Here is a 26395-nt window from a genome sequence, read left to right as displayed (position 1 = left end):
TTCTCTAAAAGAGTTATAATAGTACTTGTCCTTAAAAAAGGATAAACAGTCTGGTGACTATTGCGAAGAGGTCACACCCGTTCCCATGCCGAACACGGAAGTTAAGCTCTTCAGCGCCGATGGTAGTTGGGGGATCTCCCCCTGTGAGAGTAGGACGTCGCCAGGCATATCGTTCCGCAGTAGCTCAGTGGTAGAGCTATCGGCTGTTAACCGATCGGTCGCAAGTTCGAATCTTGCCTGCGGAGCCATAAGGAGAGCTGTCCGAGTGGCCGAAGGAGCACGATTGGAAATCGTGTAGGCGGTTAATGCTGTCTCAAGGGTTCAAATCCCTTGCTCTCCGCCATACCATTCATCTATACTGGCCCATTGGTCAAGCGGTTAAGACACCGCCCTTTCACGGCGGTAACACGGGTTCGAATCCCGTATGGGTCACCATTTCTTTTGAAAACGGAATACTGGAGGATTAGCTCAGCTGGGAGAGCATCTGCCTTACAAGCAGAGGGTCGGCGGTTCGATCCCGTCATCCTCCACCATGATTTTTTATATCGTCGCGGGGTGGAGCAGTTCGGTAGCTCGTCGGGCTCATAACCCGAAGGTCGCAGGTTCAAATCCTGTCCCCGCAATACCATTTTGACTTTGGATATCATAATCCTTTAAGAGTCACGTATGGAAAGTTATTTTGACTGTCGTCAAAAAACTTTGGTCCGGTAGTTCAGTTGGTTAGAATGCCTGCCTGTCACGCAGGAGGTCGCGGGTTCGAGTCCCGTCCGGACCGCCATTTTCATTTGATTTAGCATTGTTTCTTGAAAAAGAAAAGGGTTTCGATAAGCGAGAAGGTCGAGGAAGCGATCGAAGGAACACCGAAGCGTATTAAACATACGTGAGGATGTGACTGAATGAGCTGACGAAGAGATTCGAAGCTTAGGGGAAGCCGAAAACTAAATGGCTCAGTAGCTCAGTTGGTAGAGCAATGGACTGAAAATCCATGTGTCGGCGGTTCGATTCCGTCCTGAGCCACCATTTTTTCTTGATGCCGGTGTAGCTCAACTGGTAGAGCAACTGACTTGTAATCAGTAGGTTGGGGGTTCAAGTCCTCTTGCCGGCACCATCGAGGAATTTATGGAGGGGTAGCGAAGTGGCTAAACGCGGCGGACTGTAAATCCGCTCCTTCGGGTTCGGCAGTTCGAATCTGCCCCCCTCCACCATGTTTTTTTACGAAAGTAAAATAAACTTCATTCATTTATAGGGGTATAGTTTAAAGGTAGAACGAAGGTCTCCAAAACCTTTGGTGTGGGTTCGATTCCTACTACCCCTGCCAATTTTATTATGGCGATTGTGGCGAAGTGGTTAACGCACCTGATTGTGGTTCAGGCATTCGTGGGTTCGATTCCCATCAGTCGCCCCATAATATCACATATTATATTTTGTGACATATACTATCAGTGGGCTATAGCCAAGCGGTAAGGCATCGCACTTTGACTGCGACATGCGTTGGTTCGAATCCAGCTAGCCCAGTAGTGCGGAAGTAGTTCAGTGGTAGAACACCACCTTGCCAAGGTGGGGGTCGCGGGTTCGAATCCCGTCTTCCGCTCCATATTATTTAAGGCGGCATAGCCAAGTGGTAAGGCAGAGGTCTGCAAAACCTTTATCACCGGTTCAAATCCGGTTGCCGCCTCCAATAATGCCGGTGTGGCGGAATTGGCAGACGCGCACGACTCAAAATCGTGTTCCTCTGGAGTGCCGGTTCGATCCCGGCCACCGGTACTGTTCCAAACTCAATATGCGGGTGTAGTTTAGTGGTAAAACCTCAGCCTTCCAAGCTGATGATGAGGGTTCGATTCCCTTCACCCGCTCCAACTTACATACGACAGACTTTCTCTAATAAGAGGAAGTCTTTTTTTGTTTTTAAAAGTTATTTGTTTTGATATTTATAATAAAGTATCTGTCACCTAAGCACCGAATTTGTACATTGAGCCAGTTAAGGTGAATGCCAATAGGCAACCTGTTTTTTTGGAATACACCATGTAATCCTTTCAAAATAACGAAACGACACTCCTCTTATCAATGTTAAAGGCTCCTAATATTAAGTGAGACTTCAACAACATCCTTTCTTATCGCGATCTCCCCTTCTATGATTCTACTTTTACCATGAGTTCATTATATATTTTTTCTATTAAAGAAAGAGAATGTCAAAATAGTGCACTATCTTTGTCAATTTAGTTCCCCTATTTAAGAAAGCGCTACCATTATAATGTAAGAAAGCGATTACATAAATAAAGGGGTGGTGATACGGTGGAAACCAAGATTCAAACTGGACCAGTAAGCACAGACGCACAAATTAAGGCCGTACCGAAGAGGAAGGCAAAGTATAAGAGCTTACTAACCTACGCTGCCTTTGTTGGACCGGCATTATTATTTTTCTTAGTTATTCAAATCGTTCCTTTTCTTATGGGAGTTTACTATTCCTTTACTTCCTGGAACGGGGTGAGTTCTGTTGTTGAATGGGTAGGATTTGAGAATTACAAGAGAATTTTCACTAGTGATGAGACGTTCTTTAATTCATTTATGTTTACAACGAAGTTTATGTTTGCTGCTGTTATTATTAGTAACTTAATAGGTTTTGGTTTTGCATTATTACTAAATGCAGCATTAAAAACTCGTAATATATTAAGAACGGTATTTTTTATTCCAAACGTTATCGGAGGATTATTACTCGGGTTTATCTGGCAATTTATTTTTGTTAAAGGTTTTGCATCGATTGGAAATATGACGGAAATCGGATTTTTCAAATTACCTTGGCTGGGAAATGAAACGACGGCATTCTGGGGCATCGTGATTGTATTCGCGTGGCAAATCAGTGGATACATGATGGTTATCTATGTGGCTGCCTTGCAAGGTGTTGACAATTCATTATTGGAGGCTGCCAAGATGGACGGTGCGACGAACTGGACGCTCCTTACCAAGATCATTATTCCATTAATTTTACCTGCCTTCACGATTTGTTTCTTCTTAACCATCTCAATGGCATTTAAGATTTTTGATTTAAATATTTCATTAACAGGTGGGGGTCCATTTAACTCTACTCAATCCGTAGCCATTAATATTTATCAAGAGGCTTTCCAAAACAATCGATATGGTCTAGGGACAGCGAAATCGATTCTATTCTTTGTAGTAGTGGCAATCTTTACAACTGTACAAGTAATGATTACGAAGAAGAAGGAGGTTGAGGCATAATGGGCAATCGATATACCAAGAAAACCTTTATTTTAGAAATTATCGGAATTGTTATAGGGCTCATTTTCCTTATTCCCTTTTACTTCGTTTTAATTAACTCAGTGAAACCATTTGCAGCGATTCTAATCGATGCAGCTGCCTGGCCAAAGGAGTTTGTGTTTTCAAACTACGCAAAGGTGTGGGAGATTATCAATTTTCCTCGGGCTTTCTGGAATTCACTGATTATAACTGTTTTCAGTAATATTGGTTTAGTTCTGATTAGTTCAATGGCAGCATGGAAAATGGTTCGAACACCAGGAAAGTTTAGTAAAATCCTATTTATTGTGTTTGTATCTGCCATGGTTATTCCATTCCAAACAGTCATGATTCCATTAATGAAGGTAGGTGGAACATTAGGTCTGACGAATAGCATTCCAGGATTGATCATTATGTATTTTGGATTCGGTGTTCCTCTTTCTTTGTTCCTGTTCCATGGATTTGTAAAAACAGTTCCAATTGAAATCGAAGAATCAGCCATGATTGATGGATGTAGTCAATTCGGGGTATTTTGGAGAATTGTATTCCCACTCCTGAAGCCGATTACTGTTACAGTCATTATTTTAAATACATTATGGATTTGGAATGATTACCTATTACCGCTTCTTGTGTTACAGGATGCAGAATTGCGTACGATTCCATTGGCAGCGAGCTCTTTCTTCGCACAATATACGAAGCAATGGGATATGGGACTTGCCGCTTTAGTGCTGGGTATTACACCAATCATCATTTTCTTCTTATTTCTACAGAAGCATATTATTAAAGGTATCGCATCAGGGTCGATTAAGTAGATATAAAGTTTCTGTATGATTCTATTTCATCCATACAGAAATTTATATAAAATTAAAAGTATCAGGGAGGTCAATTCATTTATGAAACGTGTTCTTTTACTATTTATGTCTATGGTTTTAGTATTTGGAATCATTGCAGGCTGTTCTTCTAAAGACACTACAAGTGGGACAGATGGAGATTCAAAATCTGGTGACGATGTTGTCACTCTTAATTTCTTCCAATTTAAGGTTGAAATTGCTGATCAGCTTCAAGAAATGATTAAAGAGTTTGAAGCAGAGAATCCAAACATTAAGGTAAAGCTTGAAACTGTTGGTGGAGGTGCCGATTACGGTGCTGCACTTAAGGCGAAATTTGCTTCAGGTGAAGAGCCAGACATTTTTAATAACGGTGGATTTAAAGAGCTTGAGCTTTGGAAAGAGAAACTAGCTGATCTTTCTGAAGAACCTTGGGTAGAACATGTTCTTCCAATTGGTAAAGTTCCAATGACAGATACAGACGGTAAACTATATGGTATGCCGGTTAACTTAGAAGGTTATGGTTTTGTTTATAACAAAGATTTATTTGAAAAAGCAGGAATTAAAGAAGCACCAACGACAATCGATGAATTAAAAGATGCATCTAAAAAGCTGCAGGATGCTGGAACTACTCCTTTCTCAGCTGGATATGGCGAGTGGTGGGTAATTGGACAGCATTTACTAAACATTCCATTTGCACAGCAGGATGATCCTGTTGCTTTTATCGAAGGTCTTTATGATGGATCTGAGAAAATTGTAGGTAATGAGAAATTCGAACAATTTAAAGAAGTATTGGATACTGAGCTTAAATATGCTAACGATAATCCGTTAACAACAGATTACAATACACAAGTGACTCTGTTTGCTTCTGGTGAAACAGCAATGCTTCAACAAGGGAACTGGACTGAGAATATGATTTATGAAATCAATCCTGATATGAATATGGCATTCCTTCCGATTCCTGTCAGCAATGATGATAGTGCTGATCGTTTACCAGTCGGTGTTCCAAATAACTGGGTATTAAACAAAAACTCTGAGCACCTTGAAGAAGCAAAGACATTCTTAAATTGGATGGTTTCTTCTGAAACTGGAAAGCGTTATATCACTGAAGAATTCGCGTTCATTCCTGCATTTGACAACATTGAGCCAAATGGTCTTGGTGACTTAGGTCAATCTATTCTTGACTACTCTAAAGATGAAAAAACAATTCCTTGGACTTGGTTCAGATGGCCGGATGGAGCGAATAAAGAGTTCGCTGCTACAATTCAAGAGTACTCTGCAGGTAAAATTGATTATGATACTGTACTTGAGCGCTTCCAACAAACTTGGGATAACTTGAAATAAAATGAATAATAGAAAGCATGTCTACTTAGACATGCTTTCTATTTTATAAGTTTTGAAGGAATATTTCGAAAAACACTTCCAAGTGTGAGGAGAGACACTTTATACTTATGTGTAAGTGAAACTTTGGAGGTCCGTCCCTCATGTTAAAGACAAGTATTCGAAATAAGTTGATTGTGTTGTTGTTGATTACGACGATTGTTCCGTTTGGGAGTTCGATTGTTATTACATATTTGTATACGAAGGATTATTTGGAAAATCAGGTTGTGCAGGAGAGTAGCAATCTGTTGTATCAGGGGAAAGTGAATTTAGAGAGTTATATTAATGAACTTAATGGGTTGACATTATCACTATATAATAATGCTGATTTTATAAATTATATGAGGTCTCAAAATCAGGAGAATAATTACGTCACTATTGGTACTGTGAAGAATGTTGTGCAAACGATTCTCTACACTGGAGATACGATAAACGCAGTCCGGATTTCATTTGCGAAAGATGATCGAATCATATCCGCTACCAAACGTTCTACTGTTGTTTTCTCGAACCGTATTAAGGACTCAAAGAGAGAGGTCTTTTTGAATGCCAGGAGAAGTCCTTATAACATGTACATCGAACCAACCTACGCCCAACAGGAAAATGCCATTAATCGATCAAAGAATATCATTACGATTCATAGAGCATTTACAAATGTACCTGACGATGAAGTACTGGCTTATATATCATTAGAGGTTTCTCCTGATAAAATTATTGATTTAAGTAGGAATCTTTACAACAGTGATACCGAGGAATTTTATCTTTTATCCTCCGAAGGGGAAATCATTTATAGTTCCCATATTGATGTATCTGACAACCAAGGAAATCAAAACTGGATTAAACAGATTCTCTCCTCAAAAGAAGAGTCAGGAACGATGGAGTGGAAGGAAGATTCCTTCAATGGTGTGATGATGTACGATCAGCTACCTGCCTCTGCAGGGGGCTGGATATTAGTGAAGAGAGTGCCTTTTGCTCATTTATATGAGAGTGCCTTTAGTGTAGCAAAAATTAATATTCTGTTCGGGGTCATAGGATTATCTCTTGTAGTGTTAGCGACATTATTCGTTTCATTTAAAATTACATCACCTATACGAATTCTTCTGCAAAATATTCAACAGGTAGAAAGAGGGGATATGAGGGTTCAACCAAAATCCTTTGGATCAGACGAGATCGGCATACTTGGTTTCAGATTTCAGCAGATGATTGAACGAATCAATCAGTTGATTAATCGTGAATACAAGCTTGAATTAGAAAACAAGACTAATCAGTTAAAGGTGCTTCAATCCCAAATTAATCCACACTTTTTATACAATGCATTGCAATCCATAGGAACGATTGCCTTAAAAAATAAAGTACCGCAAATTTACTCTTTAATTACTCATCTTTCAAAAATAATGAGATATGGAATGAACATGGAGGAAGATGTAGTACCTTTAAGTAAGGAAATTAACTACACAAATGCTTACCTGCTCTTACAAAAAGAACGTTTCGGAGAGAATTTAGACTATACAGTCGAAGTGGAAGAAAATGTTCAGGATGTAGAAGTACCGAAAATGATTTTACAGCCTATTATTGAAAATTACTTTAAGCACGGTTTTGATATTCGAGATGGAATAGGGAAAATCTCTCTTGTTTGTTTCCGAGAAAATAATGAGTTAGTAATGAAAATTGCTGACAATGGGGTAGGAGTGTCGGAAGGAAGGCTCAAGGAAATTCACGAGCATTTTCAAGCAGAGGCAAGAAACAAGTTGGGTGAAGAAACGAATATTGGGTTAAAAAATGTATATGTCCGATTGAAGCTTTACTATGGTCAACGAGCTTCGTTACATCTTGAAAATCTTGAAGGGGAAGGCTTTATGGTCACCATAAGACTGCCAATAAGAATGGAAGGTGAAGCGAATGAAAGCGATCATTATTGATGATGAAAAGCATGTGAGAGAAGGATTACTTTTATTAGCGGATTGGAATAAAAATGGAATTCACACTATTCTAGAGGCAGAGGATGGGGATGAAGCCATTGAATTGATTACGGAGCATCGTCCTGAAATTATCTTTACGGATATGAGAATGCCGAAGCGGGATGGGATTAATCTACTAAAATGGCTTCACACTTCAGATATCAAAAGTAAAACGATTGTCGTGAGTGGATATGATGATTTCGAATATATGAGAAACGCAATCTACTATAATAGCTTTGATTATATTTTAAAGCCTATTGAACCGGAAGTATTGAACGAAACACTAGAAAAAGCCGTTAAAGAGTGGAAACAACAGGCTCTTTCAAGAAGATCACAGGTAGAGGACAGTCATGTGATGAATGAAGTCAAGCCTCTATATTGGGACAGGATATTTTCAAATCTCTGTAAGGAAGAAGAAATACCAAAAGTCATTGGAGAGAAAATCCAAAAAGAATTTGATGTTGAGCTATCTCAGAAGCAGAAGAAGGTGGCATTACTTTCAATAGAGCCCATCGTGATGAAATCCTTTCAAGGTGATCGAGATCTTGCGTTTTTTACCTTGATCAATATATGCAATGAGCTTTTGAGGAAGCAAAATGATGGTGTTTGCTTTAGAAATAGTGAAAAGGATGAAGAGCTCGTCATTCTATTTTGGAATCACAAGAATGTCTCCTATTTACTAGAAGAAATCTATTCTTTAATTTTTCAGTATAGTAAGGTTTGTCCCATTATTGCCATAGGGAAAAAATCAAACCACCTTAACGAAGCATATGAATCCTCTTTACAGATATTTTTAAAGCACAGTTTAGTTCTTCAGAAGAAAATTGTCAGTAATGAAGACGTAGAGTCAAAGCCGCTACTTCATCTATTAGACTACTCAAATGAACTAAAATGGGCGATTCAATCGGGAAGTACTCAGCAAGTTGATGCACAGCTGCATAAAATAATTTCTATTATGGAGAATATGCATACTCTTTCTCTGGAGCAACTAAATCTGTGGGAGAACCAATTCCAGATTTTAAGAAATAATTGGTTGAAAGAGTACGAGATTCAAAAAAAGTTACCCTTCTACAGAGGGGTTGATTACTGGAAAGAAGATGGCTCTTTTTCTTTAGCAAAATTCAAGGAAGAAAAAGAAAAAGAGTTTAAAGAGTTAATCAATACCTTATCCAGTGTGAAATACCAAAAGGAAAAGAATAATATGCAGCAAATTGAAGAGTACTTACAGGAGCATTATCAAGAAGACATTAATCTTCAAAACATTGCGGACCGCTTTTTTTTAAGCAGAGAGTACATTTCCCGTAAGTTTAAGCAAGAATATCATGCAACCATTACTGATTATTTAACGAATATTCGTATGGAACAAGCAAAGAAATTACTTGAAAATCCATATTTGAAAATATATGAAATTGCCTATGGAGTAGGCTATCAAAATGAAAAATACTTTAGTAAGGTGTTTAAGAAGCAGGTAGGATTGACACCAAACGAATACAAGCACTCACTATCTTCTAAATCATAACTAATGGAGGTTTTACTATGTTACAGGTTACCGTTTGGAATGAAAATCGTCATGAACAAAAAAGTGAAAAGGTAAGAGAGGTTTATCCTGAAGGGATTCACGGTGCGATTGCTTCCTTTTTAGGAGAATCTTCATTTAATGTGAAAACAGCTACCTTAGACGAGGCTGAACATGGCTTGACAGTGGACGTTTTAAATTCTACCGATGTACTCGTTTGGTGGGGACATATTGCACATGACGAAGTGTCAGAAGAAGTTGTTGAAAGGGTGAAACAGCGGGTCCTTGATGGCATGGGCTTAATTGTTCTACACTCCGGCCATTTTTCAAAAATCTTCAAAGCACTGATGGGAACTTCTTGTGACTTGAAGTGGAGAGAAGCTGATGAGAAGGAACGCATTTGGATAGTTGATCCTAGTCACCCTATTACAGAAGGGTTAGGAGAGTACATCGAACTTGAAAAAGAAGAGATGTATGGGGAGCACTTCGATATCCCGACTCCTGACCAGTTAGTGATGGTCAGCTGGTTTGAAGGTGGAGAAGTTTTTAGGAGCGGCTGTACTTTTCAACGTGGAAACGGGAAGATTTTTTACTTCCGACCAGGACATGAAACGTACCCAACCTACTATAACAAAGATGTACAAAAGGTCATTGTTAACGCAGTGAAATGGGCCAAGCCAGTAAATCATGCTAGACCTGTATACGGAAATGCGAAGCCACTTGAAGAAATTGGAGTAAAGGGGGAGGAAGAAAAATGAATAAAATGAAGATTGGTGTCATTGGTTGTGGAAGTATTGCTCAGCACCGTCACCTACCTGAGTATGCAAACAATGAGAACGTAGAGGTTATAGCTGTTTGTGATATCGTTGAAGAACGAGCATGGAAGATTGCTGATGTGATTGGAGCAAAGGCTTATACCCAATTTGAAGAGCTGCTAGGCAATGAAGAAGTAGAAGCGGTTAGTGTTTGTACACCAAACTATTTGCACGCACCTATTTCAATTGCAGCTTTAAATGCAGGGAAGCACGTGCTTTGTGAAAAACCAATGGCAACGTCTCGCAAAGAAGCAGAGGAAATGATTGAAGCGGCTAAGAAAAATGGAAAGAAGTTGATGATTGCTCATAACCAGCGCTTTGTTCCTTCTCATCAAAAAGCAAAGCAGCTGATTGAGAATGGTGAAATCGGTAAAATTTATAGTTTCCGTTCTGCTTTTGGCCATGGTGGTCCTGAAGGCTGGAGTGCTGACGGAAAGGAAAGCTGGTTCTTCAAAAAGGATGAAGCATTTATTGGTGCTATGGGAGACTTAGGTGTTCATAAAACCGACTTACTTCGCTATATTTTAGGTGAAGAATTCGTGGAGGTTGGAGCCTTTGTAGAAACAAGTGCAAAAGAAAACGCAGACGTGGATGATACGGCAGTATGTGTATTAAAAACAACGAGTGGTACAATCGGAACCCTGGCTGCGAGCTGGTCCTACGTGTCTAAAGAAGATAACTCTACGATTATCTATGGTGAAAAAGCGATACTAAGGTTGGAGGATGATCCAGTACATTCTCTAGTAGCTCAATACGTAACAGGAGAAGTTGTAAGATACGAACTTGGTGGAATTCAAACAAATGATGCAGGAGGACAAACGAATTCCCGCGTAGTAGATGAATTTGTGAATGCCATTATGACCAATGAAGAGCCACCAGTTACAGGGGAAGAAGGAATGAGATCCCTGCAAGTCGTACTATCAGCTCTAGAGTCAAATGAAACGAAACGAATTGTTAAATTGTAATTGAGGTGTAACCAACGATGACAAAGCTCCGAATGGGAATCATAGGTGTTGGAGGAATTGCCCAAACCCGTCATATTCCTACGTTTATTAAACTATCAGACACAGTAACTATCGAAGGGATCAGTGATATTAACCCTATCACAGCCCAAACAGTAGCCGAAAAATTCACGATATCCAAGGTATACAATGATTATCGGGATATGTTTAAGCATGTGGATGCAGTCACGATTTGTACCCCAAATAAATTTCATGCTGACATCGCCATTGCTGCTTTAGAAGCGGGAGTTCATGTGTTTTGTGAAAAACCAATGGCTATGACTCCACTCGAATGTCAACAGATGATTGATGCAGCAGAAAAAGCTGACAAAGTATTAGCCATAGCTTATCACTACCGTTTTATGAAGGATTCTCGTGCTGCAAAACGAGTCATCACTGAAGACGAAATTGGCGAACCAATGGTGGCAAGAGCAAGAGCAATCCGCCGCCGAAAGGTTCCGGGTTGGGGCGTGTTTACAAATAAGGAGCTTCAAGGTGGGGGCAGCTTGATTGATTATGGCTGCCATTTCCTAGACTTATCCTTATGGTTACTAGGAAACCCAATTCCAGTTGAAGTCACAGGGACAACCTATAACAAGCTTAGTAGAATGCCAGATCAAGTGAATCAGTGGGGAGATTTTGATAAAGAGAGCTTTGAAGTGGACGATCATGTGACAGCCTACATCAAATTCCATAACGGAGCGTCTATGCTTTTTGAAACCTCGTGGTCTGCTAATGTGAAAAGTGATGAGGAAAGCATGAGCATCTCTGGAGAAAGAGGCGGAATTGATTTATTCCCTTTTCACATGAACCAAATGAAACACGGCATGCTTCTTAATAGCGAAGCAGACTGGGTTCCAGGTGAAGACGATCCAAGCCTTCCTCAGGCTCAAAACTTCATTCACACATGTCTGGGAAATGAAGAGCTCGTGGTTAAGCCGAAGGAAGCTATGCAAGTATCTCAAATAATCGATGCTATTTATAAAAGCAGTGAAACAGGGAAAAGCATTACATTGAAATAGGAGGAAGTACAAATGAAACTAGGTGTATTTACCGTATTATTCTCGCAGAAAAACCTTGATGAAATGCTTGATTACGTAAAAGAATCCGGGCTGAATGCTGTTGAAATTGGTACAGGAGGATATCCTGGAAATGCTCATTGCAACTTAGATCTTCTTTTAGAAAGTGAAGAGAAGAGAAGTGAATACTTAGAAAAAGTGACATCAAGAGGATTAGAAATCAGTGCCTTCAGTTGCCACGGCAACCCCATTTCACCCGATGCTGCTTTTGCAGAAGAATCTCATGTAGCATTAGAGAAAACCATCAAACTAGCAAGTTTAATGAATGTACCTGTAGTGAACTGCTTCTCAGGAACTGCAGGAGACCATGAAGGAGCCAAGCATCCGAACTGGCCAGTTGCTCCATGGCCAAATGAATATGGAGACATTTTGAAGTGGCAATGGGAAGAGAAACTGATTCCGTATTGGAAGAAGATGGGCCAGCTTGCTCAAGATCACAACGTGAAAATAGGACTGGAGTTGCACGGAGGCTTCCTTGTACACACGCCTTATACGCTGTTGAAACTGCGTGAAGAAACCTGTGAGGCAATTGGAGCTAACTTAGATCCAAGTCACCTATGGTGGCAGGGAATCGATCCTGTAGCGGCTATTAAAATTTTAGGGAAAGAAAATGCCATCCATCACTTCCATGCGAAGGATACGTATATAGACCAGGACAATGTCAACATGTATGGTCTTACAGATATGCAGTCATACGGAAATATCCAAACTAGAGCTTGGTCCTTCCGTTCAGTAGGCTGCGGACATAGCTTACAAGAGTGGTCTGATATGATGAGTGCCTTACGCACCTTTGGATATGATTATGTCGTGAGCATTGAGCATGAAGATCCGATTATGTCCATCGAAGAAGGCTTTGGGAGAGCAGTCAAAAATCTAAAGTCGATTTTAATTGAAGAGCAGCCATCGGATATGTGGTGGGTGTAATGAGTGGTAGAAGGGAGAGGACCTTTAGGGGTTCTCTTCTTTTTTGGTAGTGTGGAGTGATTATTAGGCAGTGTTTTTTTACGATATATGTAAAACGGATTGATAATAAACAACCTCGGCTCGTTTTCGACTCATATCGGCTCGAATAATTGGTAAAACGGCTCGTATTTATATGAAAATGGACCAATAAAGAGGGAATTCGGATTGAATTGTTGATTTGACTAATAATCAAGACGAATATCCTTGATGTAATTGGCAAAATCACATCAAAAAAAGCAGAATCCTTTGAGATTCTGCTTTCAAATTACCCAGTGACTATCTCACAGGAGCCTTCTCCCCCATGTATTCCAAGGAACATGTCCATTAATGACTGTGTCAACTTCTGACTTTCTTCCATTGATAAAGAAGGTTTTAAGAAAATAATTTGAACGGCATTTTTTGTTGTTTCTCCTACAGGTGCTCGATCAGAGTCAACGAATGGACTTCCGAAAGGTCCGTCCCTATCTGAAGAAACGATTAAGTTTTCTATGGAGTTTTCACGGCCGTTTAGTCCTATGTAAGTTTCACCTTCAGCTCCGATTTTTAATTGAATGGTGTCTCCTTTGAGTTTAGCGCAGTCGTAGATGCCAATGGGAACCTCATATTGTAGGGAGAAGAAGTTGTTGAGATCGATGGCTGAGTTAATACTATTAAGATAGTTTTGCTTTTTTACTCGTCGATAAAGGGCTTCGGCTGAATGACGATAACGATTTGGATCTTTTCCCGTTTTTTTAAAGATGTCTCTCCACTCGGCTATTCCAGCCAATTCTGTTACATTTTTATCTTGGAGATCAAAGAAGATAGACTCTTGGAATAGCTGAAGCCTTCCTTTTAGCATTTGTGGTGATGAGCCGACTTCGATATGATGGTATTGGATGAATCCTATTTTAAAATCGGGAATGGTAGATGAAATCGAAGAATCAATTGTAATTTCCACTTATTTTCCCTCCACATTTATTTTAAAATAGTTTATCATAAGACTCGGTAATATTCCTAGAAGAAAGGAGGAGAGAGCCGTGGATATGGATCAGTTAAAACAAGATATTATCGATTACAGTAAAGAGATTGGTATTGATAAGATTGGGTTTACAACTTCAAGTACCTTTTCAGAAATGAAGAACCGACTTCTTCGTCAAGAGATGTTGGGTTATCAATCTGGTTTTGAAGAAAAAGATATTGAGAAGCGGGTTGAGCCTGGCTTAATATTTGATCAGCCCAAATCCATTATTGCCATAGCTCTCGCCTACCCTTCAAAAATGAAAAATGCTCCTCAAAGTAAAAGAGGAGAGCGACGTGGGATTTTTTGCAGGGCTTCATGGGGGACGGACTATCACGATGTCTTAAGAGACCGACTGTCAAAATTAGAAGCCTATATCCATTCTCGTGTTCCACAAGCACGCTTTAAATCCATGGTGGATACAGGAGAGCTTGTGGACCGGGCTGTGGCTGAGAAAGCAGGTATTGGCTGGAGCGGTAAAAACTGTTCTATTATTACACCTGAATTTGGATCTTATGTGTATTTAGGAGAGATGATCACTAACTTACCATTTGCACCCGATCAGCCTATGGAGGATCAATGTGGTACATGTAATAAATGTGTTGATGTATGTCCGACGGGTGCTTTAATCCAAGGTGGGCAATTGGACTCTCAGAAATGCATTGCCTTTTTAACTCAAACAAAAGGCTTTCTTGCTGATGAATATCGCGTGAAACTAGGGAATCGCCTATATGGATGTGATACCTGCCAAACGGTTTGCCCTGAAAACAAAGGGAAGGATTTTCATTTTCATGAAGAAATGGAACCGGACCCTGAGATTGCAAAGCCACTCTTAAAACCTCTCCTGACGATTAGCAACAGAGATTTTAAAGAGACCTATGGCTATGTTTCGGGATCTTGGAGAGGGAAAAAGCCGATTCAACGAAATGCCATCATTGCATTGGCTCATTATAAAGATACAACAGCCATACAAGACTTAATATCGGTGATGAAGAAAGATGTTCGCCCCGTCATTCGAGGAACGTCTGCCTGGGCATTAGGGAAAATTGGCGGAGAAGAAGCAGAACAAGCACTTCTTCTTCAAAAGAAGATAGAAACAGATGAGGACGTTCAAAAGGAGATCGAGAAGGGTCTCCAGCTTCTTTCATCCTCAACGAAGGGATAAACCTTGATCAAGGTTTATCCTTTTTTGTTTTGAAAAGAGAACTGACAGCATAAAGATTAGGGAGGAGGGAAGTCCATGATTCGAAAACTATTAATGAAAAAAATCAATACGGTTATAGATGCCTATACTTCACGTGAGGAGGCATCTCATGAGAATAAAAAAGTCACAAGAAAGTTGGAGTCTTGTCGGCAGCGTAAAGCGGAGATCCTAAAGGTTGAGGCCGAGGGAAAGATTCAGTTCATCACGCCTCAAAATCGAGACACACGAAATGTCGCCTACGACGTTCATTATAAATACTTTATTAAACAAGGAAATCATTTTTATTTAGAGGAAGAAGTTGAGAATAGAAAGTGTATATACTTTAATGAAGCTATTTATGAGGATGAAGAAGTCCTTCCTATCATCCCTGAAGAACCTGAAGTGAAAACAGATTTCATAGAGTCTCAAGCTATTCAAGATCGAGGCATTTATCAGTACGATCGGTTAAAAGCGATTCAATATGCTGAAAAGTGGTGGAACAGCTACAACCCGGCTTATAAAAAATTCGAAAATGATTGCACAAATTATATTTCACAATGCCTGCATGCAGGAGATGCACCGATGAGAGGATATCCAAGTCAAGGAAAAGGCTGGTGGATGAGAAATAATAGTTGGAGCTACAGCTGGACCGTGGCAAATTCGTTGAGGTGGTATATTCCTTCCTCTTCTATTGGTTTGAGGGGAAAAGTAGTGGAATATCCAGAGCAGCTTAAGCTTGGAGATGTTATTTGCTATGACTTCCAAGGTGATGGCCGCTTTGATCATACTACGATCGTAACGGGTAAGGATGGATTAGGAATGCCTCTCGTTAATGCCCACACTTTCAATAGTAGAATGAGGTATTGGAATTATGAGGATTCTACTGCCTACACTCCTAACATTAAATATAAATTTTTTACGATAATAGATGACAGCTAAGTATTGTTCTATGAAAGAGACATGGTATAATGTCTCTTAGAGTTTTATGAATGAGGTGACATAACATGGGAGTACATGTTGTATTATATCAACCAGAAATCCCTGCTAACACAGGGAATATTGCAAGAACGTGTGCAGCAACTGACACAACTTTGCACTTGATTCGTCCATTAGGGTTTTCTACCGATGATAAAATGTTAAAGCGAGCGGGTCTTGATTATTGGCAGTTCGTAAACATTGTGTATTATGATTCGATTGAAGAATTTTTTGAAAAGAACGAAGGCGGAGAATTTTTCTATTTAACGAAATACGGGAAAACCCCACATACTCATTTTGATTATAGTGTGGATGAGAAGGATTATTTCTTTATTTTTGGTAAAGAAACATCCGGTTTACCTGATGATGTTATTCAAAACAATTTAGATCGTGCATTAAGAATTCCAATGAATGAAAACGTTCGATCATTGAACCTTTCAAATACTGCGGCAATCTTGATTTACGAAGCATTAAGACAAAGAAATTACCCAGGTTTACTTTAAAGATGAAAAAGGGATGAGAATCATATGATTTTCATTCCTTTTTTCATTTGCCGTATACTAAAAGGAAAGAGATTGGAAGGAGAATGTACAATATGAATTCAACCATTGAAACCATCCTAAATCATCGTTCCATACGTAAGTTTAAGAATGAGCCACTATCTGAGGAACAAATACATACTCTTGTCAGCACTGCCCAGGCAGCCAGTACATCCAGTTATATTCAGGCTTACTCGATTATTGGAGTAACTGATCCCATTAAAAAGAAGAGGTTGGCTGAGTTAGCAGGCAATCAATCCTATGTAGAAGAGAATGGGCATTTCTTCGTATTTTGTGCAGATTTATATCGTCATGAGAAGATTGGAGAATGGGAAGGTGCTGAGCTTATACCAACCCTTGAAAGCACAGAGAAATTCATGGTTAGCCTAATCGATGCGTCCTTAGCAGCTCAAAATGCTTCGATTGCAGCTGAATCAATGGGGATGGGTATTTGTTATATTGGTGGTATTCGAAATGATCTAGAAGCAGTAAGTGAAGTGTTAGGTCTTCCTCATCGAGTGATTCCACTCTTTGGGTTAGCTGTTGGGTATCCAGAGGAGAATTCGGATGTTAAGCCACGTTTGCCTATCCATGCTGTCTATCATGAAAATTCATATAATGTGAATGAAAATGAAATAAAAGCAGGATTAGAGGAATATGATGAAACGATTTCTTCATACTATCATACCCGTACAGCCGGAAAGCGATCAGATCGTTGGACCGAGCAAATGGCAAAAATGCTTTCAAGTAAAAAGAGAATGTATATGAAGGAATTTGTAGAGAAAAAAGGATTTAGTAAAGGGTAGGGTCAGATGGGCTCATAAGAGTTGAGAATTAAGTAATGAAAATCTTTTCTGTCTAAACAAAAAAACGAATGAAGAAAATATGTGATGTGTACACAATAAAAAACGCCTCAAAAGGTCAACTTTTGAGGCGTTTTTTAAGCAGAAGAGTCTAAAAAGACTCTTCATATGAATTAATTTGAACCTGGTTTATCGTTATATCCAGCAGTGAAAATCGCTACTAAGAACGTTAAAGATACACCTAGAATCATTACTGTACCCATGTTTGGTAACCTCCCAGTTTCACTTATTCCATAGTCTGTCTTTAGTATAGCCTATTTTAGGAATGATGTGAATCGAAGAAGAAATTTTTTTGTGCATAATTCGTGACAATAGATCAATATCTTTTAGATTCACTAAAATAATATGATTATCCAAAGTAAAAATATCTTCTTAACATGTTCAGTTGACCAAGCGCATAGAGTATATTAATCGTCTCTCATAAAGCGACAGGGGGAGGTCCTTATGGATATTTTAAAAAGAATTGAACATTATCGAGAAGAAGAAGAGAAACTGAAATGGGAAGGGACGTTTGCTCAGTATTTAGACGTATTGAAGGAAAAACCTTGGATTGGTCAATCTGCTCATTCAAGAGTATTCAATATGATCAAGGATGCTGGAGTTGAAGAAGTAGAAGGCAAGCGAAAATATAAATTCTTCAGCAATCAGTTATTTGGATTAGAAGAGGCGTTAGAGAGACTCGTTGAAGAATATTTTCATCCTGCTGCTAAACGATTAGACGTGAGAAAGAGAATTTTATTACTTATGGGTCCAGTTAGTGGAGGAAAATCAACACTCGTAGCGATGCTGAAACGGGGGCTGGAACATTATTCCCGAACTGAAAGAGGAGCCGTATTTGCGATAAAAGGATGTCCAATGCATGAGGATCCTCTACATTTAATTCCTCAGCATCTGCGAGAAGAATTCCATAGTGAATATGGCATTCGAATTGAAGGAAACTTGTCCCCATTAAATACGATGCGTTTAGAAAAGGAATACCATGGGAGAATTGAAGATGTTCAAGTTGAAAGAGTTTTCTTCTCAGAAGACAAACGCGTTGGGATAGGTACGTTTAGCCCATCGGATCCTAAGTCTCAAGATATAGCTGATTTAACAGGAAGCATCGACTTTTCAACGATTGCAGAATACGGTTCTGAATCTGACCCGAGAGCTTATCGTTTTGACGGGGAGCTAAATAAAGCCAATCGAGGATTAATGGAGTTCCAGGAGATGCTGAAGTGTGATGAAAAGTTCTTGTGGCACTTACTATCACTAACACAAGAAGGAAACTTTAAAGCAGGTAGATTTGCTCTCATTTCAGCCGATGAGCTTATTGTGGCCCATACGAATGAAACCGAGTATCGATCTTTTATTTCTAATAAGAAGAATGAAGCATTACATTCCCGAATTATCGTGATGCCTGTACCGTATAATTTAAAAGTGACACAAGAAGAGAAGATATATGAAAAAATGATTAGCGAAAGTGATGTCTCGAATGTCCACGTTGCTCCACATACATTAAGAGTTGCAGCTATGTTTACGATTCTCACTCGCTTAAAAGAACCAAAGCGTGGTGACATTGATCTCATAAAGAAAATGAGATTATATGATGGAGAGAATGTAGAAGGCTTTAATTCTGCTGATGTAGATGAGATGAAGAAGGAATACCAGGATGAAGGAATGAGCGGAATCGATCCACGTTATGTAATTAACCGTATTTCTTCTACTATTATCAGAAAAGAAATACCGACAATCAATGCATTAGATGTGCTTCGTGCATTAAAAGAAGGTCTTGATCAGCATCCATCTATAACAAATGAGCTTAGGGAAAAGTATTTAAATTTCATTTCTTTAGCAAGGAAAGAATACGATGATATTGCTAAGAAGGAAGTTCAGAAGGCGTTCGTATATTCTTATGAAGAATCAGCGAAAACTCTGATGGATAACTACCTGGATAATGTAGAGGCATATTGTAACAAGGCAAAGCTTCATGATCCGTTAACTGGAGAAGAAATAAATCCAGATGAAAAATTAATGCGTTCGATTGAAGAACAAATTGGCATTTCAGAAAATGCGAAGAAAGCGTTCCGGGAAGAAATTCTCATTCGGATTTCTGCCTATGCCCGTAAAGGTAAACGTTTTGATTATAATTCACATGACCGTCTGCGAGAAGCCATTCAGAAGAAACTTTTTGCTGACTTGAAGGACGTTGTAAAAATCACTACATCCTCGAAAACGCCTGACGAGCAGCAATTAAAGAAAGTAAACGAAGTGGTTGCACGACTGATTGATGAACACGGCTACAATTCAACTTCAGCGAATGATTTACTCCGTTATGTAGGAAGCTTGTTAAATCGTTAAAGATTTAAAAACGACATTGGTTTTAAAACCAATGTCGTTTTCTTATTGTAAAAAGCGAATTTCAGAAGAAAAAACAGGAATTCAACATTCAGTATAGAAAACTTGAAGAAACGAAATCATTTAGGAGGCATCATTTTCATGAAAGAATCTTTTTTTAATGATATTCACTATTTTAGAATACCGGTAAACCATTTAGAAGAATCTTTAGCCTGGTATACAGAAATTTTAGGATTTACGATGAGGTTTAATAAAGGGGACTTAGCCGTTTTAGAATTGAAGTCTGGTCCTCTTTTGGTATTAGTAAAGGGGGATGAGGATTCCCGGGGGCATTTTACAATCAATGGGAAACCAGAGTTTTCTGTTGGATTAACGTCTTCTAATATAGAAGGTCTTTACGAGTATTTAAAAAATCATGAAGTATCAATAGAAGCAATACAGCACGATGAAGGTCACAGTTTTTTTTATTTTTATGATCCAAGTGGGAACAAATTACAAGTTCATAATTAAACGTGCCTATTCTGTATAGAGTTTTATTTCTTGTACCAAAGGGAAACGTAAGGGATAAGAGGTGAGAATATGAAGAAAAACAAACATGAATTAGGGAAGAATGATGAGCCCGAAAATGGTTCTATGGCAAGTGACTTAAAAGAAATGGAAGAGTTAGGAAAGCAGATGGACAAGCTGCGTACAAATGAAGAACTAAAAGAAGATAAAAAACAACCAGATCCTGTTCAGTATAAGGAAAGAGATAAGTAATGGAAATATTAATGGGAAAATCTGAATATATTTAACTGATAGAGATAAGGCCCATCTTAAAATGAAAGTGGGTGTAGAGGATGTCTTCTAAATCAAATGAAGCAGAACCTCTTAATGGAAGCATGGCCTCCAATATGGAGGAAGTAATTAAACTAGGTAAGCAAATGGAAAAATTACGATCTAGTGGAGAACTAAAGAATCACAACCGAACTTCAGACCCAGCTCAATATGAAGAAGACTCTTAATCAGGTAATGACGCCTGATTTTTTTTTTTGGAATGAGAACTTTCCAGCGGTTATATGGCAGATTTTCAGTTCGTATCTACATAAAAAATCTTTGCGAAAATAGCCACAAAGTTTATGAATAAAATCAATCTAAACAACAATAATTACTTACAAACATGAATACTTTGAATTGAATTAACCGGTTCATAAAATAGGCTTGTCCAATCGTAAAAGATTGATTAATTGTCGAAATTATTTGTAAATTTATCAATACTTCTGCATAGGATAGAGTAATCCCCGAATCATTAAAGGGATATTGGTAGATTAGGCAGTCAACATAGTGTATGCATGAAAAAGTGAATATGTGAAAAAAAGTTAAGGAGGGGAAAAATTTGAGTCAAATGGATAATCATCAGTTTGTCATTTCCAAGGAAGATTGGGCCCTCCACCGCAAAGGTCACGATGATCAACAAAGACATCAAGAGAAGGTACAGGATGCGATACGAAACAACTTACCAGATTTGATTACAGAAGAAAATATTGTTATGTCAAATGGTCGAGACGTTGTTAAAATCCCGATTCGCTCTTTAGATGAATATAAAATTAGATACAACTATGATAAGAATAAACACGTAGGGCAAGGGGATGGCGAAAGTCAAGTAGGTGACGTTGTCGCACGAGATGGATCTCAGCAACAAGGTCCAGGTAAAGGGCAAGGGGCAGGCGATAAAGCCGGTGAGGATTATTATGAAGCAGAAGTGTCTCTTATGGAAATTGAAGAGGCATTATTTAGTCAACTGGAACTGCCCAACTTGAAGAAGAAGGAACAAGATGTGCAGACGGTTGAGCACATTGAATTTAATGATATCCGTAAAACTGGTCTTATGGGGAATATAGATAAAAAGAAGACGATGATGTCTGCTTTTAAGAGAAATGCAATAAAAGGTGCTCCTAGCTTCCATCCAATCTATACGGAGGACTTGAAATTCCGAACATGGAATGAAGTATTGAAGCCGGAATCTAAGGCCGTTGTTTTAGCTATGATGGACACAAGCGGAAGCATGGGAGTATGGGAAAAATATATGGCGAGAAGCTTTTTCTTCTGGATGACACGATTTTTGCGAACAAAATATGAAACAGTGGAAATTGAATTTATTGCTCATCATACTGAAGCAAAAGTCGTATCGGAAGAAAACTTCTTCTCTAAAGGAGAAAGTGGAGGCACCATTTGTTCATCAGCGTACAGAAAATCTCTTGAGTTAATTGATGAAAAATATAACCCGGCACGCTATAATATTTATCCGTTCCACTTTTCAGACGGAGATAATCTTACCTCAGATAATGTTCGGTGCGTAAAGCTTGTTGAAGAATTAATGAAGGTTTCAAGTATGTTTGGTTACGGAGAGGTGAACCAATATAACCGTCACTCAACCCTAATGTCAGCATACAAAAACATAAAAAATGACGACTTCCGATACTATATCCTAAAGCAAAAAGCCGATGTATTTCATGCTATGAGAAGCTTCTTTAACAACGAAGAAGAAAAGGCCTATGCTTGAGAAAACCAGCCGATAAGGCTGGTTTTTCCATTTGCCAAAAAAAGAAAAGCAATTTCTATTAGGGAATGGTAATATAGGAGATAAGAATATTAACAATTTAGCGGGGTTTAAAATGACAAATGAACAGAAACAAATCGAACAATTACAGATGGAAATCTCAGAATTAAAAAGTCGTTTGGAAGAGTCTGAAAAGCTTATCATGGATATTTCAGCACCAATTATTCCATCGATCGTCCCGGAAACCATTCTAATTCCCATAACAGGGAAGTTATCTCCTGAGCGTTTTGAAAAAATTATTACCAAAATTTTAGATGTTTCATACGGGGAAGACATTAACACGATTATTGTAGATTTTTCAGCCATTTCCCAAAAAGAAATTGGAGAAATAGATATCTTAGGTACGTATATCGACAATATGGCCAAAGCAGTTGGCTTAATGGGAATAGAAATATTATTTGTTGGATTTACTCCTGCCCTTACTCAAATTATTATTAATTCAGGTGTAAAGGAAATTCACGGAGTAAAAAGCTTTTTAACGTTCCGTACAGCTCTTCAATATTTGATGAAAGAGAAGGAAATTAAGTTTCAAAAAATTGATGAGTAGGAAAACCAGCCAATTAGGCTGGTTTTTTTCATGAAAAATCCGCGCATGGGGAAACTAACCATATCAATTACTTTTAAAGGATTTGGAAACAAAATGGATGAATTTAAAGAATTAGGAATCGTTGGGCTAAGAATTTTCACCATTCTTCCTTTCATGATATTTGTTACTCTGTATATGGGAAAACGATCCATTGGAGAACTACCTGTGTTTGATTTTCTTGTTGTCCTTGTGTTTGGTTCTGTTGTAGGGGCAGATATTGCTGACCCGAATATCCAGCATATCCATACCATTGTTGCCATGATATTGATTGCTATTTTACAAAAAATCGTGACAAAGGTGAAAATCTCTTCACGTAAAGTAGGGAAGTGGTTGTCTTTTGAGCCTACTGTTGTCATCGAAAATGGTCGGATACTTATTGAGGATTTAAAGAAGATAGGGTATACGATTGATAATATCTTAATGCTTCTGCGTGAAAAAGAAGTATTCTCAATAGAAGATGTTCAGATAGGAATTATTGAATCAAATGGAACGTTGTCTATAAGTAAAAATCCACTTAAACAGCCTTTGACAGCAGAGGATGCAGGAGTAATGAAAACGAGTGCCAGCCTTGCATTTCCTCTCATTGTAGATGGGATATTACATGAACGTGTTTTGGAAACACTAAACGTTGATAAAAAGTGGGTCATGGCAGAAATTCATAAAGAAGGAGTTCACCATATTCAGGAGGTTTTTTATGCCACTATCAACACTAGAAAAGAAATTCAGGTTGTCAAAACGTCTACAACACATAGGTACCCTTATTTTTATAACTAAAAAGGATTGTTGAATCTATTCAACAATCCTTTTTAGTTATCGTCTGATACAGGAATTACAAAAAGATAGTCGTATATATACAAAAGGAGAAAAAATGTAGAAGGAGGAGAGGTTATGGAGTTTTTATATGTATTAAAATTAATACCAAGATTACATAAGGAAGAAAACTGGACAGAGGGTGACGGAAAGATCGTGCAACGTCACTTTGAGAGGTTACAAAAATATACTGAATCCGGTGTGGTCATACTGGCAGGAAGAACGTTGAATGAAGAGGAAAATGCCTTCGGCCTTGTAGTATTTGAAGCAAATGATGAAGATCAGGCTAGGGACTTTATGAATGAAGATCCTTCAGTTAAAGAAGGAATAATGACGGCTGAGTTGTATCCATATAAAGTGGCTCTTCTCAGAGATGAAGGAAAAAAATGATGGAGTAGGAGAAAATTTTATGGAAAAATGGGTTGAAGAACTTTTTAGTCAAGAGATTTTAGAGGAAGCTGCAATACGGTTTGGTTGTGAAACCTCTAAAGTGAAAAAGCTAGGAGATTTTGAAAACTATGTCTTCGAGGTACATAAGGGAAATACCCCGTATATTTTAAGGTTAACCCATAGCTCTCATCGAACTCATATGGAAGTAGAGGCGGAGCTTAGATGGGTGAATTATTTGCACGAACATGGAGTTAATGTAGCATTGGTCAACCATTCGAAAGAAGGGAAATTAGTTGAGACGATTGATGTGAAGAATACGCACTTTTATGTTTGCTTGTTTGATAAAGCACCTGGACAGCCTGTCAGTGTAAAAAGCGAAGAGTTTAATGAAGAATTATTTGAAAAATGGGGCAAGCTCACAGGACAATTACATAATGTGACGAAAATGTATGAATCAGGAAATTTTAAGCGAGACCGTTGGGATGAAGATGATCTATTAAACTTTGAAAAATACTTATCAGTGGATAAAGACAGAGACATAATTGAAAAGGGGGAAGAGGTGAAGAAAGAAATTCAATCTCTTCCTGAATCCCTCCATACTTTTGGAATGATTCATTCAGATATTCATCCCGGGAACTTTTTTTACCATCAAGGTGAGCTCCATGTGTTTGATTTTGATGATAGTACCCAGTTTTTCTTTTTAAGTGATATTGCCATTCCACTCTATTACTCAGTGTGGTGGAAATATAAAAATGAAGACCTAGAAACACGGTCTCGTTTTGGAGAAAGCTTTCTAACAGCTTTTTTAAAAGGGTATATGTCTGAAACACAATTAGAGGAAGAATGGCTGAAGCACATGCCAGCATTTCTGCTTTTACGAGACGTAACCTTATATTCAGTATTTCATAAAAAATGGGATTTAGAAAACTTATCTGAGGCAGAAACATCATTATTAACTCAACTTAGAACTAGACTAAAGGAAAGTGAACCGATGGTGGATCTGAATTATAGAAAGATTTTTAACCAAGCTAGAAACTAGGATTAAAACGTGTATCAACTGTCATTGATCTTCTAAAAAGTGAATAAACCTACATTGTGGAAAGAGGACAGAATGGTTTAATTAAGCCATTCTGTTTTCTATCTTAAGGGAAATTTGATATGATTCAAAGGACTATTTACATAAAGAAGGAAGAGGTGACCTTGATGGATAGGACCATTGGCTTTATTGGATGCGGGAATATGGCTCAAGCCATTTTAGGAGGTATTTTGAGGTCCAATCTTGTCGACACGAGTGCCGTCATGGCAAGTGCCAAAACAGAAGGAACTCGTTTCAAGGTAGAGCAGGAATTTAAGGTGAAAACGACAGGTGAAAATAGAGAGGTAGCGGCTTTTTCAGACATATTATTTCTCTCAGTAAAGCCTGATCAATATGCTTCAGTTATTCACTCTGTTAAAGATGCTGTAAAGGAAGACAGCATTATTATTACCATTGCTGCAGGGATTACTCTTCAGTGGATGGAAGAACAATTTCAACAAAAAGTGAAGGTTGTTCGCACGATGCCAAATACTCCATCGCTTGTTGGAGAAGGAATGACCGCTTACTGTGCAAATGAATTTTTAGCAGAGAGTGACTTAGAGGCGGTAACCAGTATTTTAGGGAGCTTTGGGAAGGCAGAACGAGTAGAAGAGGATCTAATGGACGCTATCCCAGCCGTAAGCGGATCATCTCCAGCATATGTGTTTATGTTCATCGAAGCATTAGCAGATGGAGCTGTTTTACAAGGAATTCCAAGGAACCAGGCCTATCAATTAGCTTCACAAGCTGTTTTAGGCGCTGCGAAAATGGTTCTTGAAACAGGGAAGCATCCTGGTGAATTAAAGGATGCAGTATGTTCTCCAGGTGGGGCTACCATCGAAGCAGTTTCGGCCCTTGAGAAAAATAATTTTAAAGGGTCCATTTTAACAGCAATGGAAGCATGTGGACAAAAATCAAAAGCACTAGGACAATAAAGCTTTTGCCTACTTATGTAGAGAATTGTGTACGATTAAATGAAGATGAATTCCTAAAGTCGGCAGAACGAGTAAATGCTGACGTTGTTATTCCTGAACTGAAATATGGTCTATAAGAGAAAGATTCATTCATTCGAATGGATCTTTTTTGATTATCTTTATTTTTGTTGGGAAGCTCGTCTAAATAACGCCTATATTTAATCAATTTTGATTGAAACTATGAAAACTGTTCGATTTTTAGCTTAGATGTTAGTTTAAACTATTTGTATACACCTCTTCGCTATCAATCTTATTTCCCATCTTATGAGCCGGTTTTCCCTC

The 26395-nt window shown here is 38.5% G+C and carries 24 protein-coding genes, 16 tRNA genes and 1 rRNA gene; 40 read left to right on the top strand and 1 reads right to left on the bottom strand.

The features are described from left to right. Nucleotides 1-49: 49 nt before the first annotated feature. The 26 genes from rrf to IQI_RS06485 all read left to right on the top strand — a co-directional run bounded on the left by rrf (nucleotide 50) and on the right by IQI_RS06485 (nucleotide 12746). A 5S ribosomal RNA gene (gene rrf, locus IQI_RS06610) occupies nucleotides 50-166 on the top strand. A 7-nt stretch (nucleotides 167-173) separates the two neighbouring features. Beyond that, nucleotides 174-248 (top strand) — tRNA-Asn (locus IQI_RS06605). A 3-nt stretch (nucleotides 249-251) separates the two neighbouring features. Continuing rightward, nucleotides 252-343, top strand: a tRNA-Ser gene (locus IQI_RS06600). Nucleotides 344-360: 17 nt separating this feature from the next. Beyond that, nucleotides 361-435, top strand: a tRNA-Glu gene (locus tag IQI_RS06595). Nucleotides 436-457: 22 nt separating this feature from the next. Then, nucleotides 458-533, top strand: a tRNA-Val gene (locus tag IQI_RS06590). Nucleotides 534-549: 16 nt separating this feature from the next. After that, nucleotides 550-623 (top strand) — tRNA-Met (locus IQI_RS06585). A 78-nt stretch (nucleotides 624-701) separates the two neighbouring features. Further along, nucleotides 702-778: transfer RNA gene (locus IQI_RS06580), tRNA-Asp, on the top strand. Nucleotides 779-944: 166 nt separating this feature from the next. Further along, a tRNA-Phe gene (locus IQI_RS06575) sits at nucleotides 945-1020 on the top strand. 12 nt (nucleotides 1021-1032) lie between these two features. Next, nucleotides 1033-1108 (top strand) — tRNA-Thr (locus IQI_RS06570). Nucleotides 1109-1121: 13 nt separating this feature from the next. Further along, a tRNA-Tyr gene (locus IQI_RS06565) sits at nucleotides 1122-1205 on the top strand. A 39-nt stretch (nucleotides 1206-1244) separates the two neighbouring features. Then, nucleotides 1245-1318 (top strand) — tRNA-Trp (locus IQI_RS06560). A gap of 11 nt (nucleotides 1319-1329) precedes the next feature. Then, nucleotides 1330-1405: transfer RNA gene (locus IQI_RS06555), tRNA-His, on the top strand. Nucleotides 1406-1443: 38 nt separating this feature from the next. Then, nucleotides 1444-1515, top strand: a tRNA-Gln gene (locus tag IQI_RS06550). 4 nt (nucleotides 1516-1519) lie between these two features. Beyond that, a tRNA-Gly gene (locus tag IQI_RS06545) sits at nucleotides 1520-1594 on the top strand. Between the two features lie 10 nt (nucleotides 1595-1604). Then, nucleotides 1605-1678: transfer RNA gene (locus IQI_RS06540), tRNA-Cys, on the top strand. Between the two features lie 5 nt (nucleotides 1679-1683). After that, a tRNA-Leu gene (locus IQI_RS06535) sits at nucleotides 1684-1764 on the top strand. 18 nt (nucleotides 1765-1782) lie between these two features. Continuing rightward, nucleotides 1783-1856 (top strand) — tRNA-Gly (locus IQI_RS06530). A 436-nt stretch (nucleotides 1857-2292) separates the two neighbouring features. Continuing rightward, on the top strand, nucleotides 2293-3234 hold the full coding sequence (locus IQI_RS06525; protein ID WP_064091854.1) for a carbohydrate ABC transporter permease: 942 nt from the start codon (nucleotides 2293-2295) through the stop codon (nucleotides 3232-3234). Further along, on the top strand, nucleotides 3234-4061 hold the full coding sequence (locus IQI_RS06520; protein ID WP_064091853.1) for a carbohydrate ABC transporter permease: 828 nt from the start codon (nucleotides 3234-3236) through the stop codon (nucleotides 4059-4061). The genes IQI_RS06525 and IQI_RS06520 overlap by 1 nt, the downstream gene beginning before the upstream one ends. Nucleotides 4062-4142: 81 nt before the next feature. Continuing rightward, nucleotides 4143-5420 carry an ABC transporter substrate-binding protein gene (locus tag IQI_RS06515; protein ID WP_064091852.1) on the top strand — a complete coding sequence of 426 codons (1278 nt, stop codon included), beginning with the start codon at nucleotides 4143-4145 and terminating at the stop codon, nucleotides 5418-5420. A gap of 140 nt (nucleotides 5421-5560) precedes the next feature. Next, complete coding sequence (locus IQI_RS06510; RefSeq protein WP_064091851.1) at nucleotides 5561-7372, top strand: sensor histidine kinase; 1812 nt, start codon at nucleotides 5561-5563, stop codon at nucleotides 7370-7372. Next, nucleotides 7353-8930 carry a response regulator transcription factor gene (locus tag IQI_RS06505; protein ID WP_064091850.1) on the top strand — a complete coding sequence of 526 codons (1578 nt, stop codon included), beginning with the start codon at nucleotides 7353-7355 and terminating at the stop codon, nucleotides 8928-8930. The genes IQI_RS06510 and IQI_RS06505 overlap by 20 nt, the downstream gene beginning before the upstream one ends. A 17-nt stretch (nucleotides 8931-8947) precedes the next feature. Next, complete coding sequence (locus IQI_RS06500) at nucleotides 8948-9685, top strand: ThuA domain-containing protein (RefSeq protein WP_064091849.1); 738 nt, start codon at nucleotides 8948-8950, stop codon at nucleotides 9683-9685. Next, complete coding sequence (locus tag IQI_RS06495) at nucleotides 9682-10707, top strand: Gfo/Idh/MocA family protein (RefSeq protein ID WP_064091848.1); 1026 nt, start codon at nucleotides 9682-9684, stop codon at nucleotides 10705-10707. The genes IQI_RS06500 and IQI_RS06495 overlap by 4 nt, the downstream gene beginning before the upstream one ends. A 17-nt stretch (nucleotides 10708-10724) precedes the next feature. Beyond that, entirely contained in the window at nucleotides 10725-11765 is a 1041-nt protein-coding gene (locus IQI_RS06490; RefSeq protein ID WP_064091847.1) for a Gfo/Idh/MocA family protein, read from the top strand. Between the two features lie 12 nt (nucleotides 11766-11777). Beyond that, nucleotides 11778-12746, top strand: coding sequence for a sugar phosphate isomerase/epimerase family protein (locus tag IQI_RS06485; RefSeq protein WP_064091846.1), 969 nt, complete (start codon nucleotides 11778-11780; stop codon nucleotides 12744-12746). A 304-nt stretch (nucleotides 12747-13050) separates the two neighbouring features. Here the strand turns inward: IQI_RS06485 and IQI_RS06480 are convergent, their stop codons facing one another. Then, nucleotides 13051-13722 carry a B3/B4 domain-containing protein gene (locus IQI_RS06480; RefSeq protein ID WP_064091845.1) on the bottom strand — a complete coding sequence of 224 codons (672 nt, stop codon included), beginning with the start codon at nucleotides 13720-13722 and terminating at the stop codon, nucleotides 13051-13053. A gap of 79 nt (nucleotides 13723-13801) precedes the next feature. Between IQI_RS06480 and queG the strand changes: the two genes are divergently transcribed. The 14 genes from queG to proC all read left to right on the top strand — a co-directional run bounded on the left by queG (nucleotide 13802) and on the right by proC (nucleotide 26074). Further along, the gene (gene queG / locus IQI_RS06475; protein ID WP_064091844.1) at nucleotides 13802-14947 is read left to right on the top strand and encodes a tRNA epoxyqueuosine(34) reductase QueG; all 1146 of its coding nucleotides are present in this window, start codon (nucleotides 13802-13804) and stop codon (nucleotides 14945-14947) included. Nucleotides 14948-15022: 75 nt separating this feature from the next. After that, nucleotides 15023-15904: an amidase domain-containing protein gene (locus IQI_RS06470; RefSeq protein WP_064091843.1), complete on the top strand. Its 882-nt coding sequence runs from the start codon at nucleotides 15023-15025 to the stop codon at nucleotides 15902-15904. A 65-nt stretch (nucleotides 15905-15969) separates the two neighbouring features. Further along, a complete protein-coding gene (gene trmL, locus IQI_RS06465; protein ID WP_064091842.1) occupies nucleotides 15970-16443 on the top strand; it encodes a tRNA (uridine(34)/cytosine(34)/5-carboxymethylaminomethyluridine(34)-2'-O)-methyltransferase TrmL in 474 nt (157 codons plus the stop codon). Between the two features lie 92 nt (nucleotides 16444-16535). Next, the gene (gene nfsA, locus IQI_RS06460) at nucleotides 16536-17285 is read left to right on the top strand and encodes an oxygen-insensitive NADPH nitroreductase (protein WP_064091841.1); all 750 of its coding nucleotides are present in this window, start codon (nucleotides 16536-16538) and stop codon (nucleotides 17283-17285) included. 501 nt (nucleotides 17286-17786) lie between these two features. After that, nucleotides 17787-19682, top strand: coding sequence for a PrkA family serine protein kinase (locus IQI_RS06455; protein WP_064091840.1), 1896 nt, complete (start codon nucleotides 17787-17789; stop codon nucleotides 19680-19682). 138 nt (nucleotides 19683-19820) lie between these two features. Next, complete coding sequence (locus IQI_RS06450; RefSeq protein WP_064091839.1) at nucleotides 19821-20189, top strand: VOC family protein; 369 nt, start codon at nucleotides 19821-19823, stop codon at nucleotides 20187-20189. Nucleotides 20190-20258: 69 nt separating this feature from the next. Beyond that, on the top strand, nucleotides 20259-20438 hold the full coding sequence (locus tag IQI_RS06445) for a hypothetical protein (RefSeq protein WP_064091838.1): 180 nt from the start codon (nucleotides 20259-20261) through the stop codon (nucleotides 20436-20438). A gap of 80 nt (nucleotides 20439-20518) precedes the next feature. Continuing rightward, entirely contained in the window at nucleotides 20519-20683 is a 165-nt protein-coding gene (locus IQI_RS20570) for a hypothetical protein (protein ID WP_156509856.1), read from the top strand. A 380-nt stretch (nucleotides 20684-21063) separates the two neighbouring features. Next, nucleotides 21064-22221 carry a sporulation protein YhbH gene (gene yhbH / locus IQI_RS06440; protein ID WP_408007082.1) on the top strand — a complete coding sequence of 386 codons (1158 nt, stop codon included), beginning with the start codon at nucleotides 21064-21066 and terminating at the stop codon, nucleotides 22219-22221. A 31-nt stretch (nucleotides 22222-22252) separates the two neighbouring features. Then, nucleotides 22253-22825: an STAS domain-containing protein gene (locus IQI_RS06435; RefSeq protein WP_082892612.1), complete on the top strand. Its 573-nt coding sequence runs from the start codon at nucleotides 22253-22255 to the stop codon at nucleotides 22823-22825. Between the two features lie 30 nt (nucleotides 22826-22855). Continuing rightward, entirely contained in the window at nucleotides 22856-23638 is a 783-nt protein-coding gene (locus IQI_RS06430) for a DUF421 domain-containing protein (protein WP_231893392.1), read from the top strand. 114 nt (nucleotides 23639-23752) lie between these two features. Next, on the top strand, nucleotides 23753-24064 hold the full coding sequence (locus tag IQI_RS06425) for a YciI family protein (protein ID WP_064091836.1): 312 nt from the start codon (nucleotides 23753-23755) through the stop codon (nucleotides 24062-24064). Between the two features lie 19 nt (nucleotides 24065-24083). Then, nucleotides 24084-25103, top strand: coding sequence for a phosphotransferase enzyme family protein (locus IQI_RS06420; protein ID WP_064091860.1), 1020 nt, complete (start codon nucleotides 24084-24086; stop codon nucleotides 25101-25103). 164 nt (nucleotides 25104-25267) lie between these two features. After that, complete coding sequence (proC, locus tag IQI_RS06415; protein WP_064091835.1) at nucleotides 25268-26074, top strand: pyrroline-5-carboxylate reductase; 807 nt, start codon at nucleotides 25268-25270, stop codon at nucleotides 26072-26074. The last annotated feature ends 321 nt before the right edge of the window (nucleotides 26075-26395 follow it).

The organism is Rossellomorea aquimaris TF-12, from assembly GCF_001648555.1.
In the GTDB taxonomy this organism is placed as follows: domain Bacteria; phylum Bacillota; class Bacilli; order Bacillales; family Bacillaceae_B; genus Rossellomorea; species Rossellomorea aquimaris.
The sequence above is the reverse complement of the archived record's forward strand: the minus strand, read 5'-3'. Positions and strand labels throughout refer to the sequence as shown.